This window comes from Niveispirillum irakense DSM 11586, assembly GCF_000429645.1.
Lineage (GTDB): Bacteria > Pseudomonadota > Alphaproteobacteria > Azospirillales > Azospirillaceae > Niveispirillum > Niveispirillum irakense.
The window spans coordinates 66,328-87,835 of sequence record NZ_AUCG01000004.1; the positions used below are offsets into that span (position 1 = coordinate 66,328).

6 protein-coding genes are annotated in these 21,508 nt (G+C 68.0%); all 6 read right to left on the reverse strand.

Going from position 1 to position 21,508, the window contains the following annotated elements; genetic code table 11:
* Positions 1–155 precede the first annotated feature (155 nt).
* Positions 156–5,495 carry a hypothetical protein gene (locus tag G473_RS0102380; protein WP_029011785.1) on the reverse strand — a complete coding sequence of 1,780 codons (5,340 nt, stop codon included), beginning with the start codon at positions 5,493–5,495 and terminating at the stop codon, positions 156–158.
* Positions 5,496–5,513: 18 nt separating this feature from the next.
* Entirely contained in the window at positions 5,514–6,503 is a 990-nt protein-coding gene (locus G473_RS0102385; protein WP_029011786.1) for a hypothetical protein, read from the reverse strand.
* Positions 6,504–6,508: 5 nt separating this feature from the next.
* The gene (locus tag G473_RS30155; protein WP_029011787.1) at positions 6,509–8,134 is read right to left on the reverse strand and encodes a hypothetical protein; all 1,626 of its coding nucleotides are present in this window, start codon (positions 8,132–8,134) and stop codon (positions 6,509–6,511) included.
* Between the two features lie 14 nt (positions 8,135–8,148).
* Positions 8,149–17,865 (reverse strand): DUF6603 domain-containing protein, encoded by a 9,717-nt coding sequence (locus tag G473_RS0102395; protein ID WP_154667222.1) that lies wholly within the window; start codon positions 17,863–17,865, stop codon positions 8,149–8,151.
* Positions 17,866–17,870: 5 nt separating this feature from the next.
* The gene (locus tag G473_RS0102400; RefSeq protein WP_029011789.1) at positions 17,871–19,832 is read right to left on the reverse strand and encodes a lipase family protein; all 1,962 of its coding nucleotides are present in this window, start codon (positions 19,830–19,832) and stop codon (positions 17,871–17,873) included.
* Between the two features lie 64 nt (positions 19,833–19,896).
* Positions 19,897–21,288, reverse strand: coding sequence for a hypothetical protein (locus tag G473_RS31075; RefSeq protein ID WP_029011790.1), 1,392 nt, complete (start codon positions 21,286–21,288; stop codon positions 19,897–19,899).
* Positions 21,289–21,508: the final 220 nt, after the last annotated feature.

Here is a 21,508-nt window from a genome sequence, read left to right on the forward strand (position 1 = left end):
TGTGATGAGCTCGCTCCGGATTGGCGGGCAGCCCGATACAACATTTTGTGGTCGTTGATCGGATCCACGCTTAAAATCAAGTCAGATTTTAAGCGATTCGATCCGCTGGAGCTTCCGGGAAAACAGGCGTGGCTCAGGCCGGTTTGGGAATAAACTCATGGATGGGTGACAACATCGAGATCAAACTCGCTGCTGACAGGGCTTTGGCCGGCGGCGCTGGCCGTCAGGACCAGGATTGTCGGGGTGCTCGGCGCGATGATGGTGGTGGTTCCGCTCTGCTTGGCCGCGTCGAACGGTATCGGTGCTCCCGGTTGGCCGAGCCCGACCGCGAGTGTCAAGGCTTGGGCGTTCCGCGTCCGGTAGGTGACGGTGACCGTCTCCCCCGGCGCCGGTCGTTTCGGTGTTGCCGACAGGAACGTGACTTGAAGATCTGAATCCGGGCCGAGATGGGCCGTCAGCGGTTTGCCGCCGGTCCCCGGACCGCAGAGGGTCAACGTCCACTTACCCTCGGTCATCGTGACGACCGGCCATCCGGGAGCGGCATTGGCGACCCGCCAACTGACGGAGCTATTGGTGTCGTCGGTGTAGCGGAACCAGCGGATCCGAGCCGGGTTGAAGGAAAGGGTCGCGGTATGAACCTTCGGCCCCTTGCTGCCATCCGCCTGGAGCGTATAGGTCACCGTCTCGTCGTAAGCGGTTAATTCTTTGCCGGGAATCACGCTCCTGGTGCCGGTGGGGCCGACTTTGACGAAGCCGCTCGGGGATGCCAGAAGCAGCGGCGGGACCGCATGATCGCTCGACCAGGACAGCGTCACCGGGCTATCCGTGTCGATAGGGCCGCTGGGAACGGCTTTCAGCGTGGCGGAGACCTGCCCGACATAGGCCACCGTAGACGCTTCCACACTTTGGCGGTCATCGGTGTAGAGTTGCAGCAGGTAGGTGGTCATGGGCTCGTCCACCTGCACGGTCACTTGGTCGCTGCCGCTTTCGGTCACGGGCCGCTTGCCCACATAGGGCGTGATGACGACGTAACTGCCGCCGGTCACGGTCCAGCTCAGCGTTGTGGTTTCCTTCTGCGTCACGACGAGGGGATCGGCGCTGAAGGCTTTTATCGCCAATCGGGGAGCGGTCTTGACGATGGTCGGGTTGGCGGTTCCGCCGGAGAACTCCTCGGTCACGGTGAAGACCGCGACGCCGGTCTGCTTGCCGACCGTCAAATTCTGGAACTCAAAGCCGATGGAGGCCTTGGCCTTCAGCGCTGGACCAATCAGCTTCACAATGGGCGGGGTGGTGTTGAAGTTGGGCACTGCGCGCCAACTCGGGTCGGTCGATTCAATGGTGAGGCCGGTCAGCGACGTGGTGATGCAGTCGTCCGACGGACCGACGGGAATGGAGATGTAGATCGTCTGGTCGGCGGCTTCCAACGAGGCTGGAGCATCGGTTGGGTCTGGATTTGTGACATAGAGGATCGGGGCAGTGGTTTCGCCCGCAATCAGCGTGCCGGGGGTGAACGCATAGGTGTAGAGCGCTTTGGTGGCGGGCTCGATCGCCGGGGGGATGATGGCCTGGGACATGGCAATGGGCCTTTCGAGGAAATTCATGCGGGCGAGCGGCGGAACCGGGTCCATGGGAGGCCTGCCCGTGGGATCCGTCGTGTCGTCCGGCGCGGTGGGGACGAGGCCGAGCCAACCTTCGCGAATCTCCGGAGATCTGGTCGGCAGCAGCGCCTCGGGCTGGTTGCCTTTCACGTCGGTGACGGTTTCCCACACGGTGACACCGGTGCGGGCGATCCAGCTCCAGTTGCCGGAGACGGCGGCGGGTAGTGGCATCCGCACCCGCTGCGGATCGAGCAGCACAGGGCCGAGGCGGAAGGTGGCCCGGAGCCGGTCCATCATCGACACCGATCCTGGGGGCAGTGGCAGTGTGACCACCGGCGTGATACCGGCAATTGCGGTCAGCAGATTGCGCGGGTCCATCAGCACTGTCAGCCGGCGACGCGGACCATTCAGCACTAGCGGCACCGACGGGTCGGGATTGAGATAGCCTGATCCGGCAGTCGGGGCATCGGGGGCCAGCAGGGTCGTCAGCCGGGCCAGCGCCTCGCCGAGATTAGCGCGCGGATCGCCGGTGGATGACGCCACCGCCCGGCGCACCGTCCCGAAGGCGCTGTTGAATCCGCGTAGCGGGTTGAGCCTGCCGTAGTCGTCATCGAGGCAATAGCCGAGCACCCCGTTGCCGGACAGCGCGATGTCGCCGACATGGGTGGTGAACGGCACGGCGGTGATGCCGCCGTCATTGCGCTTACCGGTGTCGGCCCAAGACTGGTTCCAGGCCGGATCGCCTGACAGCGTCAACCCAATGTCGGCCCGAACCACCGCCACCGGGTGGCCGATCAGGACGGCCAGACCGTTTCCCGCCAGCGGCGCCGTTGCCGCCGTGGTCCACAGCGTCACATCGATGACGTCCAGCAACTCCTGCAACGCTTCGTCGCCGGATGTCGTCTCCTGCGCCAGCAGTCCCTGGACGAACCCCAACAGATGCGCATTGTCGATCTGCGGCGGCGCCCCCAGGGGAAGGGTCAGGCCCGGCGCCGGATCCCAGCGCAGGCCACGACCGTCGTCGGTCTCTACCGACAGGATGTCGCCCAGCGCCGTGCCGTCTGCGTCGAACAGCTTGACACTGTTGTCCAAATGATTGGGCAGCAGCCAGCCGCACACCGGGTTGGTGCGGTCGGAAGCGTTGGAGGGGGTCGAATCATCCTCCGCGTCGAGGAGGCGAAGGTCCAGCCGCACCGACTGCTGGATGCGTGGCGCCAGCTGAATCAAGCGACGGTTGTCGGCATCGCCGCGGTTGGGGGTGACCACGCTCTTGGCGCGGATCGGCAGAACGCTCTCGCCTTCGTTGGAGGCGCGAAGGATCTGTCCGAAGGCATCCACAACCCACAGCCTGTCGATGATGAGATGGCCTGCGCGCAAGGGGTGGAAGCCGGGGGCGCTACCCGGACTACCGTTGCCCGGCAGGCAGACCGTTGCCGGTGCCCGATCGATCCAGTCCTGTATCTCGGGATCGGCACTGGTGAGCCGGGTCATCTGCTCCCGGCGCATCAGCATGTGAGCGCCGAAGCCGCTCATCGCGTTGGTGACGATGTCGCAGCGGGCAATGTCTGCCGCCGCCGCCTTCAGAAGGGCCTGCTGGTACTGCGGCAATTCGGCGGTGTCCGGGTTGGTCGTGATGAGATCGTTCAGCTTCTCACCCAGCCCGGCGGCGATCCGGGTACCCAGCACGGACCGGCCGGAGAGGGTTTCGACCGGCTGGCCGATGGAGCTGCCGGTCCAGTCGTAGTCGAACCCGTCCAGCGTCCAGCCGTCCAGCATCGTTGCGGCGGTGGAGCCGGTCGGATGCCACGTCGCCTGCCAGTCGATGAAGAGGGGGGTCCAGGGGGGAGACCAGAGCATTACCGACCGCTTGAGCGGCACCACCCCCTGGAACCCGACGGCGGCGCCGATCGCCTCTTCGGTGTAGCCGGTCTGCGGCGTGGCATTCCAGGGCGCCGTCTGCTGGGCGGCGATCGTCGCCGCCAGCGCATTGAGCTGGGCCGGAGAGGGAGAGACGCCGGCCTTCCCAAAGGCCATCGCGGCGAAGAGCCGGGCGTTGGCGGTGTCGAACAGCATAGCTTCGACGAGGAAATCGGTCATCTCCTTGGGCACGCCGGAGCCGGCGGTGGGCAGGGCGATCCGGCTGGCGATGTCTGTCGCGGTGATGGTCTGGGCGGTGCCACCAACCGGTTCGATCACCGTCAGGGCCGAGACCGTCTGTCCGGTGAAGCGGCAGAACAGGGTTTCGTCGGGGCCGCCATCGGCTCCCGGTGCCTCCAGCCGCGTGTCCGTCTGGGCGCCAGCGATCATCACCGTTGGCGTGCCGGCGCTGTGGAAATGTGGTTGATCGTTCCGGGACAGAACGAAGGAGATGCCGAGCAGGGCTTCGAGCGCCGCCCGCCCGGCTTCGACCGCGGCCTCCTGCGTCGCACGTTGTGCGGTCAATGTTTGAAGCGCCGCCTTGGTCGCGGCAATCGCCGCTTCGGTGGTCTGGTATTCCGCCCGACCGGGGAGGGCCTTGGTCAGCTTGTAGACCAGCGCAAACAACTCGTTGGCATTGCTGGCAATCAGCCGATCGGTCTGGTCGAGCGCTGACTGGCTGGCGTTCAGCGCGGTCAATGCCTGCGTTTGCTCCACCGAGAGATCGACCGTCTGGAAGGTCCGGCCACGGTCGGTCGTGGAGTTCTCCGGCAACGCTACCAGCCACACGGCACCGCCGGCGGACTTGGCAAAGCGGGCTTCCAGAAGCCCGGCGGCGAACGCCGATGGATCCTGGAGATAATCAAACAGCCGGTCCTGCTGCATCGCGAGGATCAGATCCTCCAGGTCCGGCTGCTTCAGCGTTGCCGCCATCCAGGCGGCGATCGCCTCGACGGCGGTCGAGCCGACTGCCACCGACAGCGGATTTTGCCCGTCAAGGATCGGCGCCCGCGGATAGCTGGTGCCCGGCCCCGACCATGTCAGTCCGAACAGCATGCCGTGGCACAGCGATTGGCTGGCGAACCGGGCCTGTGCCGGCTCAATCGCCGGACCGCCGGTCATCGGGTTGTCCTCCTGCCATGCCTGCCACGCCGCTTCGGCCTCCGCCAGCCCTGGCCGCCCATGCACGTCGAACCCGAGGGCGGTCATGATCCGCTCCCAGCCCTCCTCGCTGGTGAATCCACGCGGTTCGTCGACGTTGACGCCAAGCAGCGGATCGAAGCCGGCGGGGCGGTACCAGCCAAGGGCGGTGTAGCTGATGGTAGCCGAGGACAAGTCGGCGAGCCCGTCGTGGAAGTACAGCACGTTGCGCGTGTTGTCGGTGGTTGCGATCCAGCCGACGCTGCCCGGCCCCATGGATCGCAGGATCGGCGTAGCCGGGCCGTCAGGATCGGTCCAGTCGGCCAATGACCATGCCTTGCCGATCCACCGGGTGCCGCCCGGCTGATCCGGATCCGGGTAGCTGTTTGCTCCCTCACCGATGGCACCGAGGAAATCGCTTTGCAGTATCCAGGCGGTGAGAACCGGGGCAGTGCCGGGTGCCACGACGGCTGAGCGGACGATCAGCCAGCGGTTCGGCAGTGCGGGGAAGGTGACCGAGCCGTCGGCCTCCTGCCGACCGCTGCGCAGGCCGTGGGGCAGTGTGATCTGGAGATGAGCGCCGGTCGCTGGCCTGTTGCTGGCGGTGCGCAGCTGAAACGGTTGCGGCTCCGGATCGATCCCGTCCGGCACATTGCGGTAGTCGATGGCGAGGTCGGCCCAGCTTCCGGTCTGGTTCAGCGTGCCGATCAGCAGGCACTCCACATGGATCGGCACAAAAAGGCAGGGGCCGGGCCACAGCGGTTCGGTGGCCGGGGTCGCGGCGGGTGGCGTGACGGCGGCCGGGTCGGCCGCATCGGCGGGGTTCTGCAAGACGATCATGGCCAGTCGCTCCAGGGCTCAGACGGCACCGCCGACCGGGTCGGTCGCGTTCCATTGGAAGCTCTGCATCCCGGCGGCGCGAACCATCTGCACCGCGAACTCCGCTGCGGTGAAGGTTCCGGCCTGGTCAAGCGCGCCCAGCCTCCGCATCGCGTCATGCAGCGACGCCGCCGATGCGGCGACGTCCAGCACCCCCGGTCTGGAGGTTCCGCCGCGTAGGGCAATCGGCGCCTCTTGGTCCGGAATCTGAGTACCGGGCTCATGGTCGCCATGGCCGAGGCCGCGCAGGAAGCTCATCCAGCCGGTGGGGCTGCTGGCGGACGGGCGGAGACCGAAATGCAGCCCTTCGGGCGGCTGGAGCATCCGAACCGTCCGCGGCAGTCCGTCGAACAGGGCGATCATCACATCGGGCGACAGGCGTTCGAACCGCAGGAGCGGCAGCGGCCTCGCCGCTTCCGCGTCGGCATAGGCGGCGACCTCCATCCCCGGCCAGCCGGACACCACCGCAGAGCGCAGCAGCAGCCCGGTGATCGGCCCGCCGATTCCACCCCTCTCCGTCTCAGCCGGCGCCGTTTCGGCCCGGTCGCGCAGCGACGCACGGACCTCCGACGTCCGGTGGATCGCCGCCTCCACCAACGCTTCGAATGCCGCAAGGGTCTGGATCGTATCGGCACTGCTGCTGAGGCCGACGCTGACCGCACCGTCGATCAGCCGGGATAGCCAGTTGGTGTCGACATAGAAGAAGCGGAGCGATTCCCGAGGCAGCATCCGGGCGTCGGGCACGATGTACTCGAACGGCAACCCATACAGCAGCGCCAGCCGCGACAGCCAGGTCACCACCGGCGCCGGCACGTCCGGTAGGGCGGCGGCGTCCATGGGGGTGGCCGGCGTGACGGTGCCCCGGTCGCCGGAGGGCGGTGCCAGCGCCAGCGCCGTCGCGGTGGCGAACAGCGTGTGCAGGGTGGCTGTCCGGTTGATGGCCGCCCGATCGGCGGTTGCGCGATGCATGGCGGTCACTCCGTGATGTCGGCCAGGCCGAAGATGTGGTCGAGCAGTGTTTCCAGCGGGTCCTGGCCGACCATGGTGGCGATGCGGGTGATGGCACCGCCGACATTGGCGCCGTTGGCAGTGTCCGGTAGCCGGTCCTCCCGCCGGATCCGGCGGGGGATGGTGCCCGGCGGCACCTGCGCCCTGTCGGTGGCGGGAACCGATGGCGGATCGACGGCCAGCCCGGCGAACGCATCTGCTAGCGCGGTCGTCGCGGCGAGGCGCGAAAGCGCCAGCGTCCCGCTGCCCCGCGCCGTGCCTGCGGGACGGTTTCGGACCGCGCGGGCGGCGGGCGGCAGGGCGTTCATCAGCGCGTCAAGGTCGACGTTCGCAGCAACTGCGGCGTGATGGGACTTGCGCCACTCGAACATCTGCCGTGCGAAGGTGGCGTCGGACAGGGCCAACAGTCGACCGATCTGCCAGGCGGCGGCCTGCGACACGTCGAACAGGGCGGTGGCCGGGTCGTAGCGGATCGCCTGATCGCTGAAGGCGAAAGGGCCGAGTCCGTCCGGCGTGGTCGGCACGGCACTCGCCGGCCCCCGATACCAGGCGGTGGTTCGCTCACCCACCCGCATCCGGTAGGTGAGCGGGACATACCCCATGTCGAGGCCCATCGCCGCAACGGCGACCGGGTCGCTGTGGTCTCCGGGCGAGATGGCGATCGGGCCATGCGGCAACCGTAGAAGGTCGATGCCGCCATTGTCGGGAAGGGCCTGCATGATCTCTATGAAATCGCCTTTTGCGGCGTCCGCCCGCACCTTCCACCAAGCCAGCGAGGCCAGCCGGATCGTTTTGTGGCGAGAAGGAATCGTTGCGCCGGCCAGATGTTCCTGGTGCCCTTCCAGCGACACCAGGAACAGGTAATTAACTGTTCCCGCCCGGATCGTCCGGTTGCCGACCACGACCGAAAAGATGCCGTCTTCGGTCAAGCCCAGGATTTCCTTCCGGTCGGTGTTGACCTCGCGGACATGGGCGAGCCAGGGCAGATCCGCCAGGGCCGGCGCGACCGCCTGGAAGAGCGCCACGTCAATGTCCAGCAGCAGAACCGGCTCCGCCCCGTCCGCCGCAGACACGCCGGTCAGGGCTGGTCCCAGCACCGTCGGGTCGCCAGGCCGCACCAGTTCGGCGACCGTGCCGGTGCGCACTGGCGGTGGGATGTTGGCCGCGCTGGCTCCCTTGTCGCCGCCTTCTAGGCCAAGCTCCTCGGCGGTCAGGCCGATAAGCCCGATCCACGGCGTCGACGGCCTGTCGGCCGCGGGTACGCTGCCATCTATCGTGCGCTCCCATGGCAGGGTGGGGCGGCGTAGCACCACGTTGGGTAGCGTGTTTTCCCAGGCGCCGGCCTGATCAGCTGGCGGCGTCACCATCTGGAGATCGTCGGGTGCCAGGGTAAAGCGCGTTCCCCGGATCTGAAATGGCATCGCGGCCTGGTAGGCTGGGTCCGTGTCACGCCCCTTGATGCCTCCCACCGTCTGGGTTGCCGACAGCCGGTAAGTGCCGGCCGGCAATGGCGGCAGGGACGCTTGATAGAACCGGATTTGTCCTGGTTGCAACGTCTCGCCGTCGGCGGCCAGCGCAATCGCGTTCGACATGTCCCGATGGTCTCCTATCTCCGTTCTGACGCTTCTGATTGCCGCGACAACCGAACGGTGACCGCCGGTGTCCGGTCGACGGGTATCCCGGACCGCCGACCGCGCGTCGGCAGCGGCGTTACCGCCCGGCCCAGCGTTGGCAGGCGGTGGTCGGCCCACCCCTCGGCCACCGCTTTGGGCGCCGTGGGAAAGCCGTAGACCCCTGCCAGACCCTCGACACCGCGGACCAGCACCGCATGGCATTCACCAGCGGCGGCCGGGGCCAGGGCGGCGGCGTCGAACAGCAGGATGGTGCCGTCCACAGCGGTGAGCCGGCGGGTCGGCGTCGCCAGCCCGTCGTAGCAGACCGTCCAGGGCGATCCGGTGGCCGCCAGTTGGACTTCGGCTTCCGCGGCCCTGGGCTCAGCGTCCAGGGCCGCAAGCACCACGGCGACGGTGCCCACTGGCCCCTCGAAGACCGTCTCCACCCAGCCTGGCGCGGTGGCATCGTCGCCGCTCTGAATCCTGTTGCTGCTGAGCAGGGTCGCGCCATCGACCGGCCCGCGCTTCACCTCGCCCTGGCGATGACGCATCAGCGACCGGGCCTGGGGCCGCACCGTGCATCCGCCGCCAAGCAGCGTGTAGGGACCGACCTGGAACAGGATCGACCGGAGGTTCCAGCCGGTGGCACCGCCGCCGAACGCGGGCCCGTCATCCTCCACCGGCGCCGCATGTCCGAGCAGGGCGATCCGTTGCGTCGCCTCTGGCAGCGTTCCGCCTTCTGCATCCGCTGACAGAAGACGACCGATCCGGTCGAAGGCGTAGATCCGGACCCTCGTGCCCGCAGGGCTGGGAGTGGCGATCTCCAGCCGGGGGGTGCCGGGTCCGCTGCCGGCGTCGAGCACTGCGACCACTCCCGGCCGCATGGGAAGCGACACCGCGCCATCCTCGTCGGCTGCTAAGGCGGTCGGCAACGGACCGCCGCTGGTAATCCGCTGCCCGCTGTCGCTCCAGCGGGCCGAAACGCGCGGGTGCGGCAGCAGAATGGAGCGGCTTTCGGCATCCCCGCCGTTTGGGGTGGACCGGCCCGACGCCCGTAACACCGGCGCCGGGCCGGGCAGGGCATAGGCCTGGGTGGTCCCCAGCAGGCTCGGCGACCGCACCGGCGCTGCCGCGATCGGTGGCAGCGCCACCGCCGACACCCTCCGACTGATGGGTGCCGGCCTTGCGGAGGTTGCGAGGTCGCCACCGAGCGCAGCCAAGCTTGGGGCCGCCCGGAACAGTCGGTCGGCGAAGCGGGCCAGCACCGCCAGATCCTGGTCGCGGATCACGGCCACCGCATGGTGTTCGAGCTGCTGCAGGATGGCCGCGCGCAGCGTGGCCGGGCCGTCCGCCATCACCGTCGCCATCAGCGTGGCAAACCGTCCGGTTTGCGGCAGCGCCGCCGGAACGACGGGGCTCGGCGTGCGGGCGAAGGGCAGCGGCAGGGCTCTGGCCTGCTCGTGGCCGAAGGAGCCCAGCAGGTCCATCGGCTTCAGCGCATTCACCAGATGGTCGGAGCTGGCACCGAAGGACAAACCAAACACGGCGTCGGCGATGAAGCCGGCTGACGGTTTTCCTTTGGGGTCGAAGCTCTGCGGCGACCACATCGCCGCCGCCGCTCCGCCGCGCTCGGCCGTCACGGTGACGCCGGGGCGGTCGACCGGCACCGTGGACCAGACGCCACGGTCGTCCTCAACCTCCAGCGTGACCTGGATGGCGGTGGTGACATCCGGCAGATTCATGGGGCGGATGCCGAATTCCGGACTCGTGGCGGTGAAGTCGATGCCGGCCATGCCGATGGTTGACGCCGGGATGGCCGAGCGGACGCCCAGCGTGAAGGGGGTCGGGCGGACTGCCGGCCCGAATTCGCTGCCATTGTCAAGCAGGCCGTCGGCGACCTGGAGCGTGACCACCGCCTGTACGGCATCGTTTCCACCCGCCACGGTGTTGGCCGTCACGCCGGCGATCGGTTGGGGCAGCATGCGCTGCTGGAACTCCTCCCAGCTCAGCGGTCGAGTGGCGGAGTCCTTCCGGTCGGTGGCGCCGAACGGGATGGAGAAGGAGATGACATACCAGTCGATATCCACGCGCCCGGCGAAGGGCGGACCCCACAACACCAGCCCGGCGCCGAGCTCGGCGGAAACCGTGATGCTGATCCCGAGGACTTCGAAACCGAAGGACACGCCCACCGTGACATGGACGTCCGCCATGAAATGGAACGGCTGCCAGGCGATCAGGAAGTCGGCCCCCGCGTTGAACCAGGCCTTGAGCGGGCCGCAGGTGAACATCGCCTTGAGCGAGGCGCCGGCCATGATCATGGACGGGGTCAGCGCGAAGTAGGAGCCGCCGTTGATCCCCAAAGACGCGATTGAGGAGTCCAGGACCGGCCAGCGGAACCCCAGGCGCGGCACCTTCGGGTAGTGGGCCGGCGGCTGGAACGCCGGGTGGTAGCCGCCAAGGGTGACGACGAAGTCGCCGGAATGCGGGTTGTCGCCAAACCAGAACCGGAGGGCGAAACCGCCGGTCAACCTGCAGTCCCGCGCCAGCAAGAAGGACGAGGGGCTGAGCTGGGCGGTGACGGAGATCTCACCTTCAGCCAGCTTGAAGGACGCGACCAGCGACAGCTCTACATATGCCAGAGCCTCTGAGGGCGGAAGCTGCGGGGGCAGTGTGGCGGTGGCGACGCCGATCAGGTCGATCTCGGTGTCGCGACCGAACTTCAACAACAGGAGCGCGAAGACGTCGAAGATTTCGAAGCTGGAGAACCGCAGGCCGGCCGCTCCCCAATAGGTGCCGACGTCGGGGCGCACCACCTGGGACAGCAGGCCCAGCGCCGAGGCCGGGGTCGGGTCGGCGCCGAAGACGGCGGATGACCGGGCGCCCTGGACGAGCGGGAAGGACAGGACGTCGGCTGCGCTCGGTACGACGATGTCGCGGTTGATCGCGAAACCGCCGGCCAACCCGTTGACGAAAAAAGCCGGCGTTCCACCGAGCGGGCTGTTGAGGTTGAGGAAGACGAAGAAGGACACCGCGTCGCCGCGTGAAGGGTCGGAGGCATCGACCGGCATCAGCGCGAAGGAGCCTAGCGCGCAGAGCGTAAAGGTGCCGGTCTTGACCATGATCTGGCCGTCGTAGCGCAGCGGGTCGCTCTGCTTATAGAGGCCGCCGGAGAGTTCCACCGATCCGCTGGAAAACTTGACCGACAGGCCGGACAGATCAAGACTGTACTGGCTGTAGTCGGTGATCCGGGTGACGTCGACGCTGACCGACAGGTCCATCAGCTCCACCGACAGGCTCGACAGGTTGAGGCTGCCGTCGAACAGGACGCTGGCGACGCGCGTCGGGTTGTCCCAGCCCATGCCGATCCTGTCGGTATGCAGGGGGCCGAAGCTGCGCTGCACCGGAATCCAGATGCGGCTTCCGCCGCTGCTGTTGCCGTCGTGAAGATCGACCCCCAGCCCGCAGCCGGACACCCATCCCGCCCGCAGGGAGAAGCCCGGATTGGCGACCGGGTTGGCCTGGGTACCGCTGCCGCCGGATCCCAGCAGATTCTGCGCCACCGCATTGGTGCGGGGGCCGCCGGTCACGCTGTCCGGGGCGAGCGGGATGGCAAGGTTCACGGCGTCCACCCCGCCACCATAGCGGCTGATCGGGGCGTCCTGCGCGAAGTCGAAGGCCAGCAGGCCGCGCGGCCTGATCGCACCCAGTTGGAAGCGACCGAGATCGACGAGCGGTCGACCGGCCTTGCCCTGAAAATCCACGCCGATGTTGACGAGCCGCAGCGTGACGGCGCCGAAGTCGGGGGTTCCGTCCCGGACCGGCACATAGACGGCAATCCCCGGCTTGGCCTCCGCCGGGTCGGCGCCGGCGAGCGTGATCCAATCGGTGTCCATGGCGCCGAGATGGAACAGAAGGTTGGGGGTCTGCTTGAGCGACAGGCCGGTGGCGGCGAAGCGGATCCCGTATTCACCAAGACCGGGACCGGGTTCCAGCCAGATGCCGCCGCCGTCATCGAAGCCCAGCACCTGGACCGGGGTCTTGGCGAGCGTGGACAGGAACCCGGCGAGGAAGCCGGAGACGCCGAGCGCCCGCAGCGCGTCCGGCGTGTCAAGTCCGTATCGTCCGCTCTCCTCGGTCAGCAGCCGGGCGTTGGTCAGCACTCCGCCGGGCGTGAAGGGCAATGTGGCGGAGATCGGGGCGTCGAGCCAGCGCCCGACCGCCTGCGTGTTGAGCACGATCTCCGAAACGTAGCGCGGCAGCACGGTGGTCATCACGTCCAGTAACCAGCCGGCCAGCGCCTCCTCCAGCCGGTCGCCACCACCGTCGCCAGGGGTGATGCCGAAAACCCGCGGCAGCAGCTCGACCGCCACGGCGCTTGGTGCGCCGCCGGTCATCATCGGATCAACCCAGACAGCAAGACCGCCGCGACCGCTGTCGTAACCGACCGTCAGCCCCGGTCCCTGGTCGTGCGCGATCATCGTCCTTGCGGTCAGCCCGAAGGAAAAGCGCGGCGTCGCCGCCCCGGCAAGCGGAATGCCCAGGCCGGTCGGCGTCAGGGTGACGACGACGTTGCCGGCGGTGGTCAGCGACAAGGTCGCCCAGATGCCCACCAGCCTGTCGGTTTCGCTTCCCCCGCTCCGCGCACCCGCCAGAATGGTTAGGGGGAGCCGGTTCGGCGCCGGTGCGTAAGTGACCAAGCCCTCGGCGCTCGACACCCCGTCCAGTGCCGGGCGGAGCAGGCCGCTGACCGCGGCCGCGGTGGCCGTGGCGTTTGCCGGCGCCAGCCGGGCGCGCAGCCAGTCGAGCGCTGCGGTCTCCAGCGCCCCCCCCGTGGGTCCGCTCCCCGTTTCCTGGGCCGCGATCAGCGCCTGGATCAACGTGTCCACCTCCAGCGCGGTGGCGGCGGCGCGCAGGCCCGACACGAATCCGGCCAGCGCGGCGTCGCCCTTCGCCTCCAGCCCGTCCAACAGCGTCCCGCTCAGGGTCGTGAGCAGGGATTGCGCGACCTGCGCGGCGACCGCTGGCAGGAAGCTCTTCCAGCCGCCGAAGGGCACGAGGTCAAGGATCGGTCTTCCCTTCCCTTCCTCACCGATGGTCAGGTGGAACCCGGAACCGCCGCCGCCTTCCAGGAACAGCGGTGCTTCGAGGCCGGGAATCGCTGCGGTCAGCCGGACGTGGCCATCGAGGTTCGGCTGGTGGTCGGCGGTCACGGTCAGGCCGAAGGCCATGCCGGTCAACCGGACGCCAGCCGCCAAATCCTGAGGTCGGGCAAGCGCCGGGGCCAGCGTGAACAGGCCGCTCGCCGGGTCGGCGGTGGCGGTCACCTGAAGGCCATAGGGAAGACCGGACAGGACAACGCCATCGGTGGCTGGTCCCAATGTCAAGCCGGCGGCGGTGCCGGTCGGTAGCCCGGTCAGCACCGTACGGAGCCGCTCAATATCCAGCCTGCCGTCGCGGCCCACCACGGCGCCGGACAGCAGCCAGCCCACCGGATCCTCGAACAGGCCGAGCGGTGACGCCATCCGCCACCGTCCGGTGTCGGGGTCGGCGGCGGCCAACCCGAAGGCCTGGAACAGGCAGCGCGCCAGCGGCTGGCGTGCGAGCAGCACCTCGTCCACCACTCCGGTGACGAAGGTGCCCAAGGCATAAGCCGGCGCGAGAGCGGCGAGCCGGGTGAGGAAGATGTCGGAATCGAACGGCCATAGGTCAATGGGGGCCGGCTGCGGAACGCTGCCGTCACCCCACGTCAGGGATACGGCGACCTGCGGTGGGGCTGTGCCGGTGGCGTTGCAGGAAAGCGTCGTCATGACGCTGAATCCGGCATCCGGCACGTAGAGGTCGAGGGTTGCGGTCAGGGTTCCCGTCTGGAGATCGACCTGCGCCATCAGCGACGGATCGAGGAAGGCCCCGACCGTCAGGCCGCCGCGTGGCAGGGTCAGTGTCAGCGTGCGACCGTTGGCCATGGAAAGCGTAAACGGGCCGATGGCGACGGTTTCCAGCCCCTTGGCCATCTCCGCCACCACCGCCGACCGGGCATCCGCGTTGGCGAACAGGGCGACCAGCCGTGCGTGGAGCTGGCCGGCGGGGTCGCGGGCGACGGCGACGATCGCCTGTGGATCGGCGGCATATCCGTGGGCGGCATCGGTGACGAGGCCGAGACCGGCGAGCAGCGCCAGCAAGGGCCTTGGCATGAGCGGCAGCGTGAAGCCGAGCGCTTTGCCGACTGCCAGGAAAAGGGATTGCCGCGCCCCCGGGGCGGCGAGCAGGGTCTTGAGCTGCTTGGCGAGGAAGGTCTGCGGCGAGGCGATCAGCGCCTGCCAGCCGGCAGGGTCAATGCCGTAGAGGCCGTGGGTCGCCGGCACCGCCAGCCCCAGGTCGGTCAGGACGCGGTAGATCAGCTGGAAGCTGTCATTGTGCTTGAAGGCCGTCGCCACGACGGTGAGGCCGGCATCGACCATCAGCAGGAGAAGAGTCGACTGTGCCTGGGACAGCGGGGTGGTGGTCGACAGGACGTGCGCGGCGGTAAGGCCGTTGGCGGCCTCGTGGAGCTTGGCGACAGACAGGACCGGGTTGAGCGTCGCCGCCGGTGTCTTTCCGGACGGGTCGAGCGCCAGCGTGAGGCCCAGTGTCACGCTGGCCACCGGGTACGGCCCCGAGGGCACAAGGGGGCCGTCGACCCCCGACAGCACCAGCCTGACCAGCAGCCGTGGTGGACCACCGGCGCCATCGGTTGGCCGTCCGTCCGTCCAACCCAGGGCCAGCGGCTCCAGCTGGACCGTGGTGTCGGCCCGCACCCGTCCGGCAGTGACGCTGCGGCGGGTGACGAGGCCCGGAACCACCAGGGTCCGGCTCTCGTCCTGCCAGAGGCTGCCCATCAGCGGCCAGGGCAGGCCCAGCGGGACGAGGTACGGGTCGGTCGGCCCGCCGGTTCCGGCGATGGGGGCCGCCGTCGCCGCCGTTCCGTCGATTGCCCAGCCGAGCAGGCCGAGCGCCGCGCAGGCTCCGGCGTCCTCGGCCAGCAGCTTGCGGATCTGGTGGCGCAACTGGCCGATCGGGTCTGAGAAGCCGGTTGGTCGCAGCGCCGGCATGCCGGCTGGCCAGTCGATACCCGCCGGCATGAAGGGGCCAAGATTGGGCAGCAGGCCGAGCCAGCCGTCGAGCGCCAGGCCGCCACGCCGCTCCGCTCGGTAGAGGGCAACGCCGAGCACGCCGGCCAGGATCGCGCCGAAGGTCTCCGCCTGCCGGGTCACCAGATCGGCGAGGCCGGTTGTATCGGTGTATGTCATGTCGGTGCCGACCGACTGCGCGATGCCGTCCACCAATAGGGTGGGGGCGGTCGCCGACATCGACCAGCGCCATCCGTCGTAAGGGCTCCAGAACAGGGAGAGGCCGCCACCGGATACGCGCAGCGACGCACCGGCCACCGCCGGCCCGGACGCTCCCTGGGGAAGGGTGGCGACGACGCCGACGCCGGGGAAGATCCGGGCACCGACGATCCCGGCACCGGCCACGGTTCCGGCGTCCAGCGCCAGCGCTTCGATCCGTAGCGCGAGGTCGAGCGTATGGCCACCGACCGGCAGGCTGGTGGCCACGCCGATCCCCAAGATCAGGCGGCGGGTCGAGTCCCTGCCTGGAGCGGTCGCGGACGGTTCCGTCACATAGGCCAGTAGCGTCGCCGGACTGCCGACCGGACCGAGCGCCACTCTCCACGGGTCGGCGGCGCTGCCGCTGCCGCCGACTTGGCCATCGCTCCCGTCGTCGCCGGTTTCGGTGCCCGACTGCCGCAGCACTGTGCCCATTGCCCGCAGCATGTGAACCAGGGCGGGCTTCCCGCCGACCAGGACGTCACCCCGGATCAGCGCTGCCCAGTAGCCGCCCAGCGCCGCCAGCGGATCCTGGGTCATTTGGATCAGGCCGGCCATGCTGAAGGGCGGCGTCAGCGCTGTCGGCCATGCCGCGCCGTCGACCGTCGGTGCGGCGACGCCGAGGAGTGCGGCCAGCGCCGGCCCGGCCGCACTGTCGGTGCCCAGCCCGAAAAGCGTGCCGAACGCGCCGCCGATTGCGCTGTTCAGCTCGGACTCGACAGTGTCCACCAGCGTGCCCGGCTGGGTCAGGTCGATCGACGGGTAATGGCCGTTGGGGGTCTGTACATCCTCCAGCCTGAAGGCCGGTCGAACCAGCGGCCCGCCAGCGCCGGTCGTCACCTCCATGCCTCCACTCAGCGCGCCGAACCGGTAGGCGCCACCGGCGACAGTCCCGGAGAACAGCGGTTCGCCCTCCGTGCCATTGGCCAACCTGATCCCCGCCTTGAAATGACCAGCGGACAGCCCTGCGGCCCCATCACTGCCCCCGCCGGCCAGCGCGAAATCCAGGAATTCCAGCGCGGCCCGTCCGCTCAGGGCCACGCCCGACGTTCCGAGCGCTTTGCCGGTCGAAACGAAGGCGAGGCCGGGGTAGAAATGGCGGACACCCTGCGGATCGACCTGTGTGCCGGCGGTCAGGGTCAAACTGCCGACACCATCGACGGCGAGCAGGTCCACCGCATAGGGTGCGTCGCGGGTCCCGCTGCCGGAGAGGTTGGCGGCGGGGCCGGTGGGGCCACCGATCGCAGCGGCAACCGCCCGCATCCAGCCGGACAGGACGTTGCCGTCAGTGGACAGCGCGGTGAACCAGTCGATGAAGGGGCCGGCGGGGTCGCCGCCGGAGGCGGCCAGGGCGACGAAACGGTCCCAACGCAGCAGCGGCAGGGTCACGCCGGAGACACCCGGCACGCGGGTGCCGAGTCCCAGTGCCGGCAGAAGGCAGGATAGGGAAGGCTGGTCGCCGACCGCCTTGCCTAACGCCGCGATTGCCAGCGTCGCGGTGGTCGACAGCAACTCTGCCCCGCCGACCGCCCGGAGGTCGGCCAGTGTGCGATCCTTGGCGACGGGATCGCCCGGCAGCGTCATCCGCTCGACCATCAGCGACACCGACACCGGCGGGTCTGCCGCCGGTGCCAGATCGAGCGACAGCCGGACCCCCTTGAACGAGAAGCCAGCGACCGCGACCAGCGGGGCGTTTTCCCCGGTGACCTCGAAGCCGATGGTGAAGGGATGGGCGGCCTGCCCGGCTGCCACGGACACACCGCCGCTCCCGAGCCGGATGATGGGGATAAGCCCCCAGATCCGCAGCGTGACACCGCTCTCCCCTGCCTCCGCCTCCACGCTGGCGGTGTGCGCCACGCCAAGGCCGAAGACCGTCGGCGGCTCGCCTGGGGCGCCGGCGTCGGACGGGTCCGGTCGCGTCACAAGATGGAGGCCGCTCGGTCGGTCGGTTCCCGACTGGTTGATCGGGTACCAGGTGCCGAGCGAACCCGGCTCCTTCACCGGAATGCCGAGCGAGCCGCCAGACATCTGTCCGATCAGTTGCGCCAGCACCAGAGCCAGCGTCGCCGGATGGTCGCCCAGCCCCTTACCCGATTTGGTGACGGGATCGCTGAACCAGCCTGGGTTGAGCCGGTAGCCGCCACCGGAGCCGACCGGTTCCAGCAGCCCCAGCGCCACGCCGAGCTGAAGCACGGGCGCGTCGATGCCCGCCCCATCGATCACGAACAGGTTGGCGTGATCGGTCGGGCCCCCGTTTGCTTCCGCGTCCGGCTCCACGCCGGGGATATCGCCGCCGCGTGCCGCCATGCTTCCGGGATGCAGCAGAGTCGGGTTCTCATCCGTCAAGGCCGTCACTCCCTGTCACGAGGCTGCTCCGCGACGGCTTGCGGAGAGCCGGAGAGCTGCGGGTTGAGGAGCGAGGCGTAGAGCGCCAGCGCGTGACCGGTGGTGCTGTTGAGCGGCGACAGGATGCCGCCCGACAGATGGATCAGGGACGGCAGCGGCGCCATCGCCAGCGGGCCGCCGTTGCCGGCGATCACATCGTTGCGGCGGATCAGCTGATAGCTGAACTCGGCTATCTTGTTATAATGCTTGGAGACGTAGGCTTCATCGCAGAAGCGCACGGTGCCGAACCCGTAGAGCGCCATTAAATGCGGGCAGTGCTCCACGTCAGGGGCTTTCAGCCTAACGGCCGACAGTGCCGCCAAGGCCCCGCCATAGTCATGGCCGGTAACATAGGTTGCAACGTCGAAAAAGCCGTAGACGTTGGCGTTGAAAGTGCGGAGCACGGTGCCCCTATAGAGCAGGTCGCCGGTAAAAGTGCCTTGGACGTCGCTGCCGCGTCCTAGGGAATCGCGTTCGATGGTGCCGTATTTGCTAATCTTTCCGGTAAAGTTGCAGACGACGAGGCCGGTAACGGTATAGTTGGTGTCGTGAGAGTCATAGTCTTCGAAAATATTATAACCGGTACAGTGAGTGGATAGCACGCCGGCAACCGTTCCGTCGTCCTGGCGGGTAACGGTTCCCGTCAATGTAAAATTGAAAACACCGTCCCGCTGGAGGGGGTGCTTGGGGTCCAACACCAGCTGGATCGAGACGACAACGCTGATCAGGTTGCCGTCGCCCTTGCCGGTCAGGACGGTGGCGTTGTCGGACAGCGTGTCCAAGAGTGCCTTATGGAACTTGACATGAAACGCGGTAAGGTCGGTCAGCACGAGTGCTTCCCTCGCCCCAAGGTATTCCTTCAGGGTGCCGTTGCCGTAGAGGCTGAGGCTCTCCGTCCAACTGACCGGTCCGCGAATGGCGACCGCGGCACCGAACGGCCCTTTGTACAGCGTCGCCCAGAGCACCCCGCCGACGAGCACATCGGCGACCCGGCGGCAGCCCAGAGGGGGGGAGATGCCGAGCTCCGGGTGCTGGCGGCGCGCATAGACGTCGGCGCACAGGCAGGATAGGGTGTAGGCGAGATCGCGGTTGAACCCCGGTGGCGTGACATCGAGGGTGCCGTTTTCCGGCAGTGCTGGCAGCGGTTGGCCATAGGCGGTCTGGTAAAAGGCGGGGGTCCGATCTAGCCAAGGCGTGTCTATGGGCGGAATGCGCCCCTGGCATGGTTTGGCGGTGCCGGAATAGGTGAAGCCCGCCGGCATTCCGGCGCTGGATGGATAGAAATCCAACCCTTCGGCGTTGCACCGGAACAGGGCGGCCGTGGCGGGCGGCAGGGCCCTGGCGGCGCTGGCCGCGAACGCGCCGTCGCCGAAGGGCGGGGTGGAGAAGCTGTAGCCGCCGATGGCGCTGGCCGGGCTGGTCGCGGGCGCGGCGCCGCCGGGTCCGGCGCGACCGGGCCGCAACTCCAGCGTCAGAAGCTGGGCGAGGGGGCCGCCCGGTCCCATGCCAACCACCAGCAGCGGATAATAGGCCGTGAAGCCGGGAACCCTCGCCACCGTCGCGAGTCCGTTCCACACCAGGGGGCGCAGGCTGTCGAACATGTGCGCGTATCCGGCGGCGATTTTTCCTTCCAGCCCGATCGAAGCCGGCGTGCTCCAGGTTTCGGTCAGATACTCCTGGACGAAGAAGCTCTGGAACAGCGGCCATCGCGCCGCCACCGCCAGCACGCACACCGGTGTGTCGATTCCGGCGATGGTCCCGGTCAGGAACATGCCCTGCGCCCCGCCCGCCGCCTTTCCCGTCGAAAAACTGGTGACGAGGTTGAGGCCGGACGGCGGAAAGACATCGACGAGATCACCGGCGGCGAGATCGACGAGATCGAGGAGAACCCTGGCGGTCTCGGCCGCATGTTCGACAACGCTGCCCATGATATGGGGGCTCCCGTTCGGTCGGGGTTGGCGGCGGGCCGGCAACGTCCCGCCGCGGTTATGATCAGAGGGACGATGGAGCAGGCCTGACGACCAGGATCGGCGCGTAGGACATGTCCGTGCCGGCGCGGCCATCGCTCCCCTGCTGGCCGGGGTAATTGTCCACCCAGGGTTGATAGTGGATATGGTAGATCTCGCCACTCGTGCCGCCCATGCCGCCCCTGCCGCCCGTGCCGCGAGAGCCGAATCTTCCTGCATCGAAGGTCCATTCGGAGTCGGGGGCCAGGGATGTGTAGAGGACCGTTATCTGCGGACCCAGCGTGGCGGCATTGCCGCCATTTCCGCCCGGTCCACCGCCCCCCCCCCGGCCGGGAGCGCCCGCCCACAAGGTCGTGCCAAAAGCTGTCCCGGTTTCCGGGTTTGTGATGACTGAGCAGTAGGGATCGACGACGGCTCCGGCGCCGCCCATTCCACCTATTCCGCCCATTCCACCCTTTCCGCCCATTCCGCCATTTCCGCCGACGAGTTGAACGAGGATCCTGCCGCTCAACTCGCCGGCCACGACGGTCACCCGCGACGCTCGGCAGTCACCGTTGCCGCCGGAGGTGCCGGGCTGTCCGGAACCGCCGTCGCTGCCGTGGACGGAGTCGGTTGGATGAAGGAAACATTCATGGATCCCCATAAAATTTAAGCTCTGCCCACCGGTCGCGTCGGCGCCTTTGGCGCCGTCCTGGCCGGGGCCGCCGTCCTGGCCGGGGGTGCCGTCGATGCCAACCACCTTGATAACGCCCGGCTTCGGTCCTTCGAAAATGAACCGGTCGGCCGTGATGGTTATGGGGATGGAAATCTCGATCACGCCTTCGGACTTCACCGTCACGGTTCCGAAAGCCGCCAGCGCGCCCAAGGTCGGGTCCTTTTTCGCATAGGGGCTGTTCGGCCCGATGATCAGCGGGTTCTCCGCGGTGACGGTGATGTCCTGCGCGGTGGCGACGACCAGCTCGGCCGGGAAGCGCAGCGCGTCAATCAGCGGTTCGTGGAGCCTGACCCTGTCGCTGTCCCCCATGACATAGGCATGCAGGGCAAGGTCGATCATGTCCCGGTCGGTCGGATGGATTGGGTCACCCAGAGGCTGCCCGCTGTCGCGGGCGCGGTCGATTGCGGCGTTGGCATCGATCGGGGCCGCCGCCGGGTAACGGATGGTGTCACCGGCTGCGCTCATCGCGCGGACATGCTCATCGGGGATTCCGGCCAGCTCCTTCAAATGCCGGACAGATTTGACAATAACGCGCCGGCTGCCGAGCGTGTCCTCCATCGGGTCGCCGGAGATGACCATCGGCCCCTGATGCGTCTGTGGGCCGAAGCTCCGGCCTTCCACGTCATCCAGTGTATTGCCTATTCTACGCAGCATTGTGCCGAGAAGCGAAACAGGCTCCGAAGAAGCGTTGCTGAGGCTCATGATCCATCCCAGCTGTTTATGGCGTCTTTAAGATATGCAATCGAAGAGAGTATAGGGGTTTTCAAAGAGGGATTGTATGGAGGCGATCTGACCTGATTCTGATGGAAATCTGACGGATGGCGGGGACGCAGGTCACTCATTGAAAGCCGCTCATCAGCGCGTGCAGATCTCTTCAGAGATGGTTGTGGTCAGTAACTTTGCCTGCGGGCGAATGTCGGGC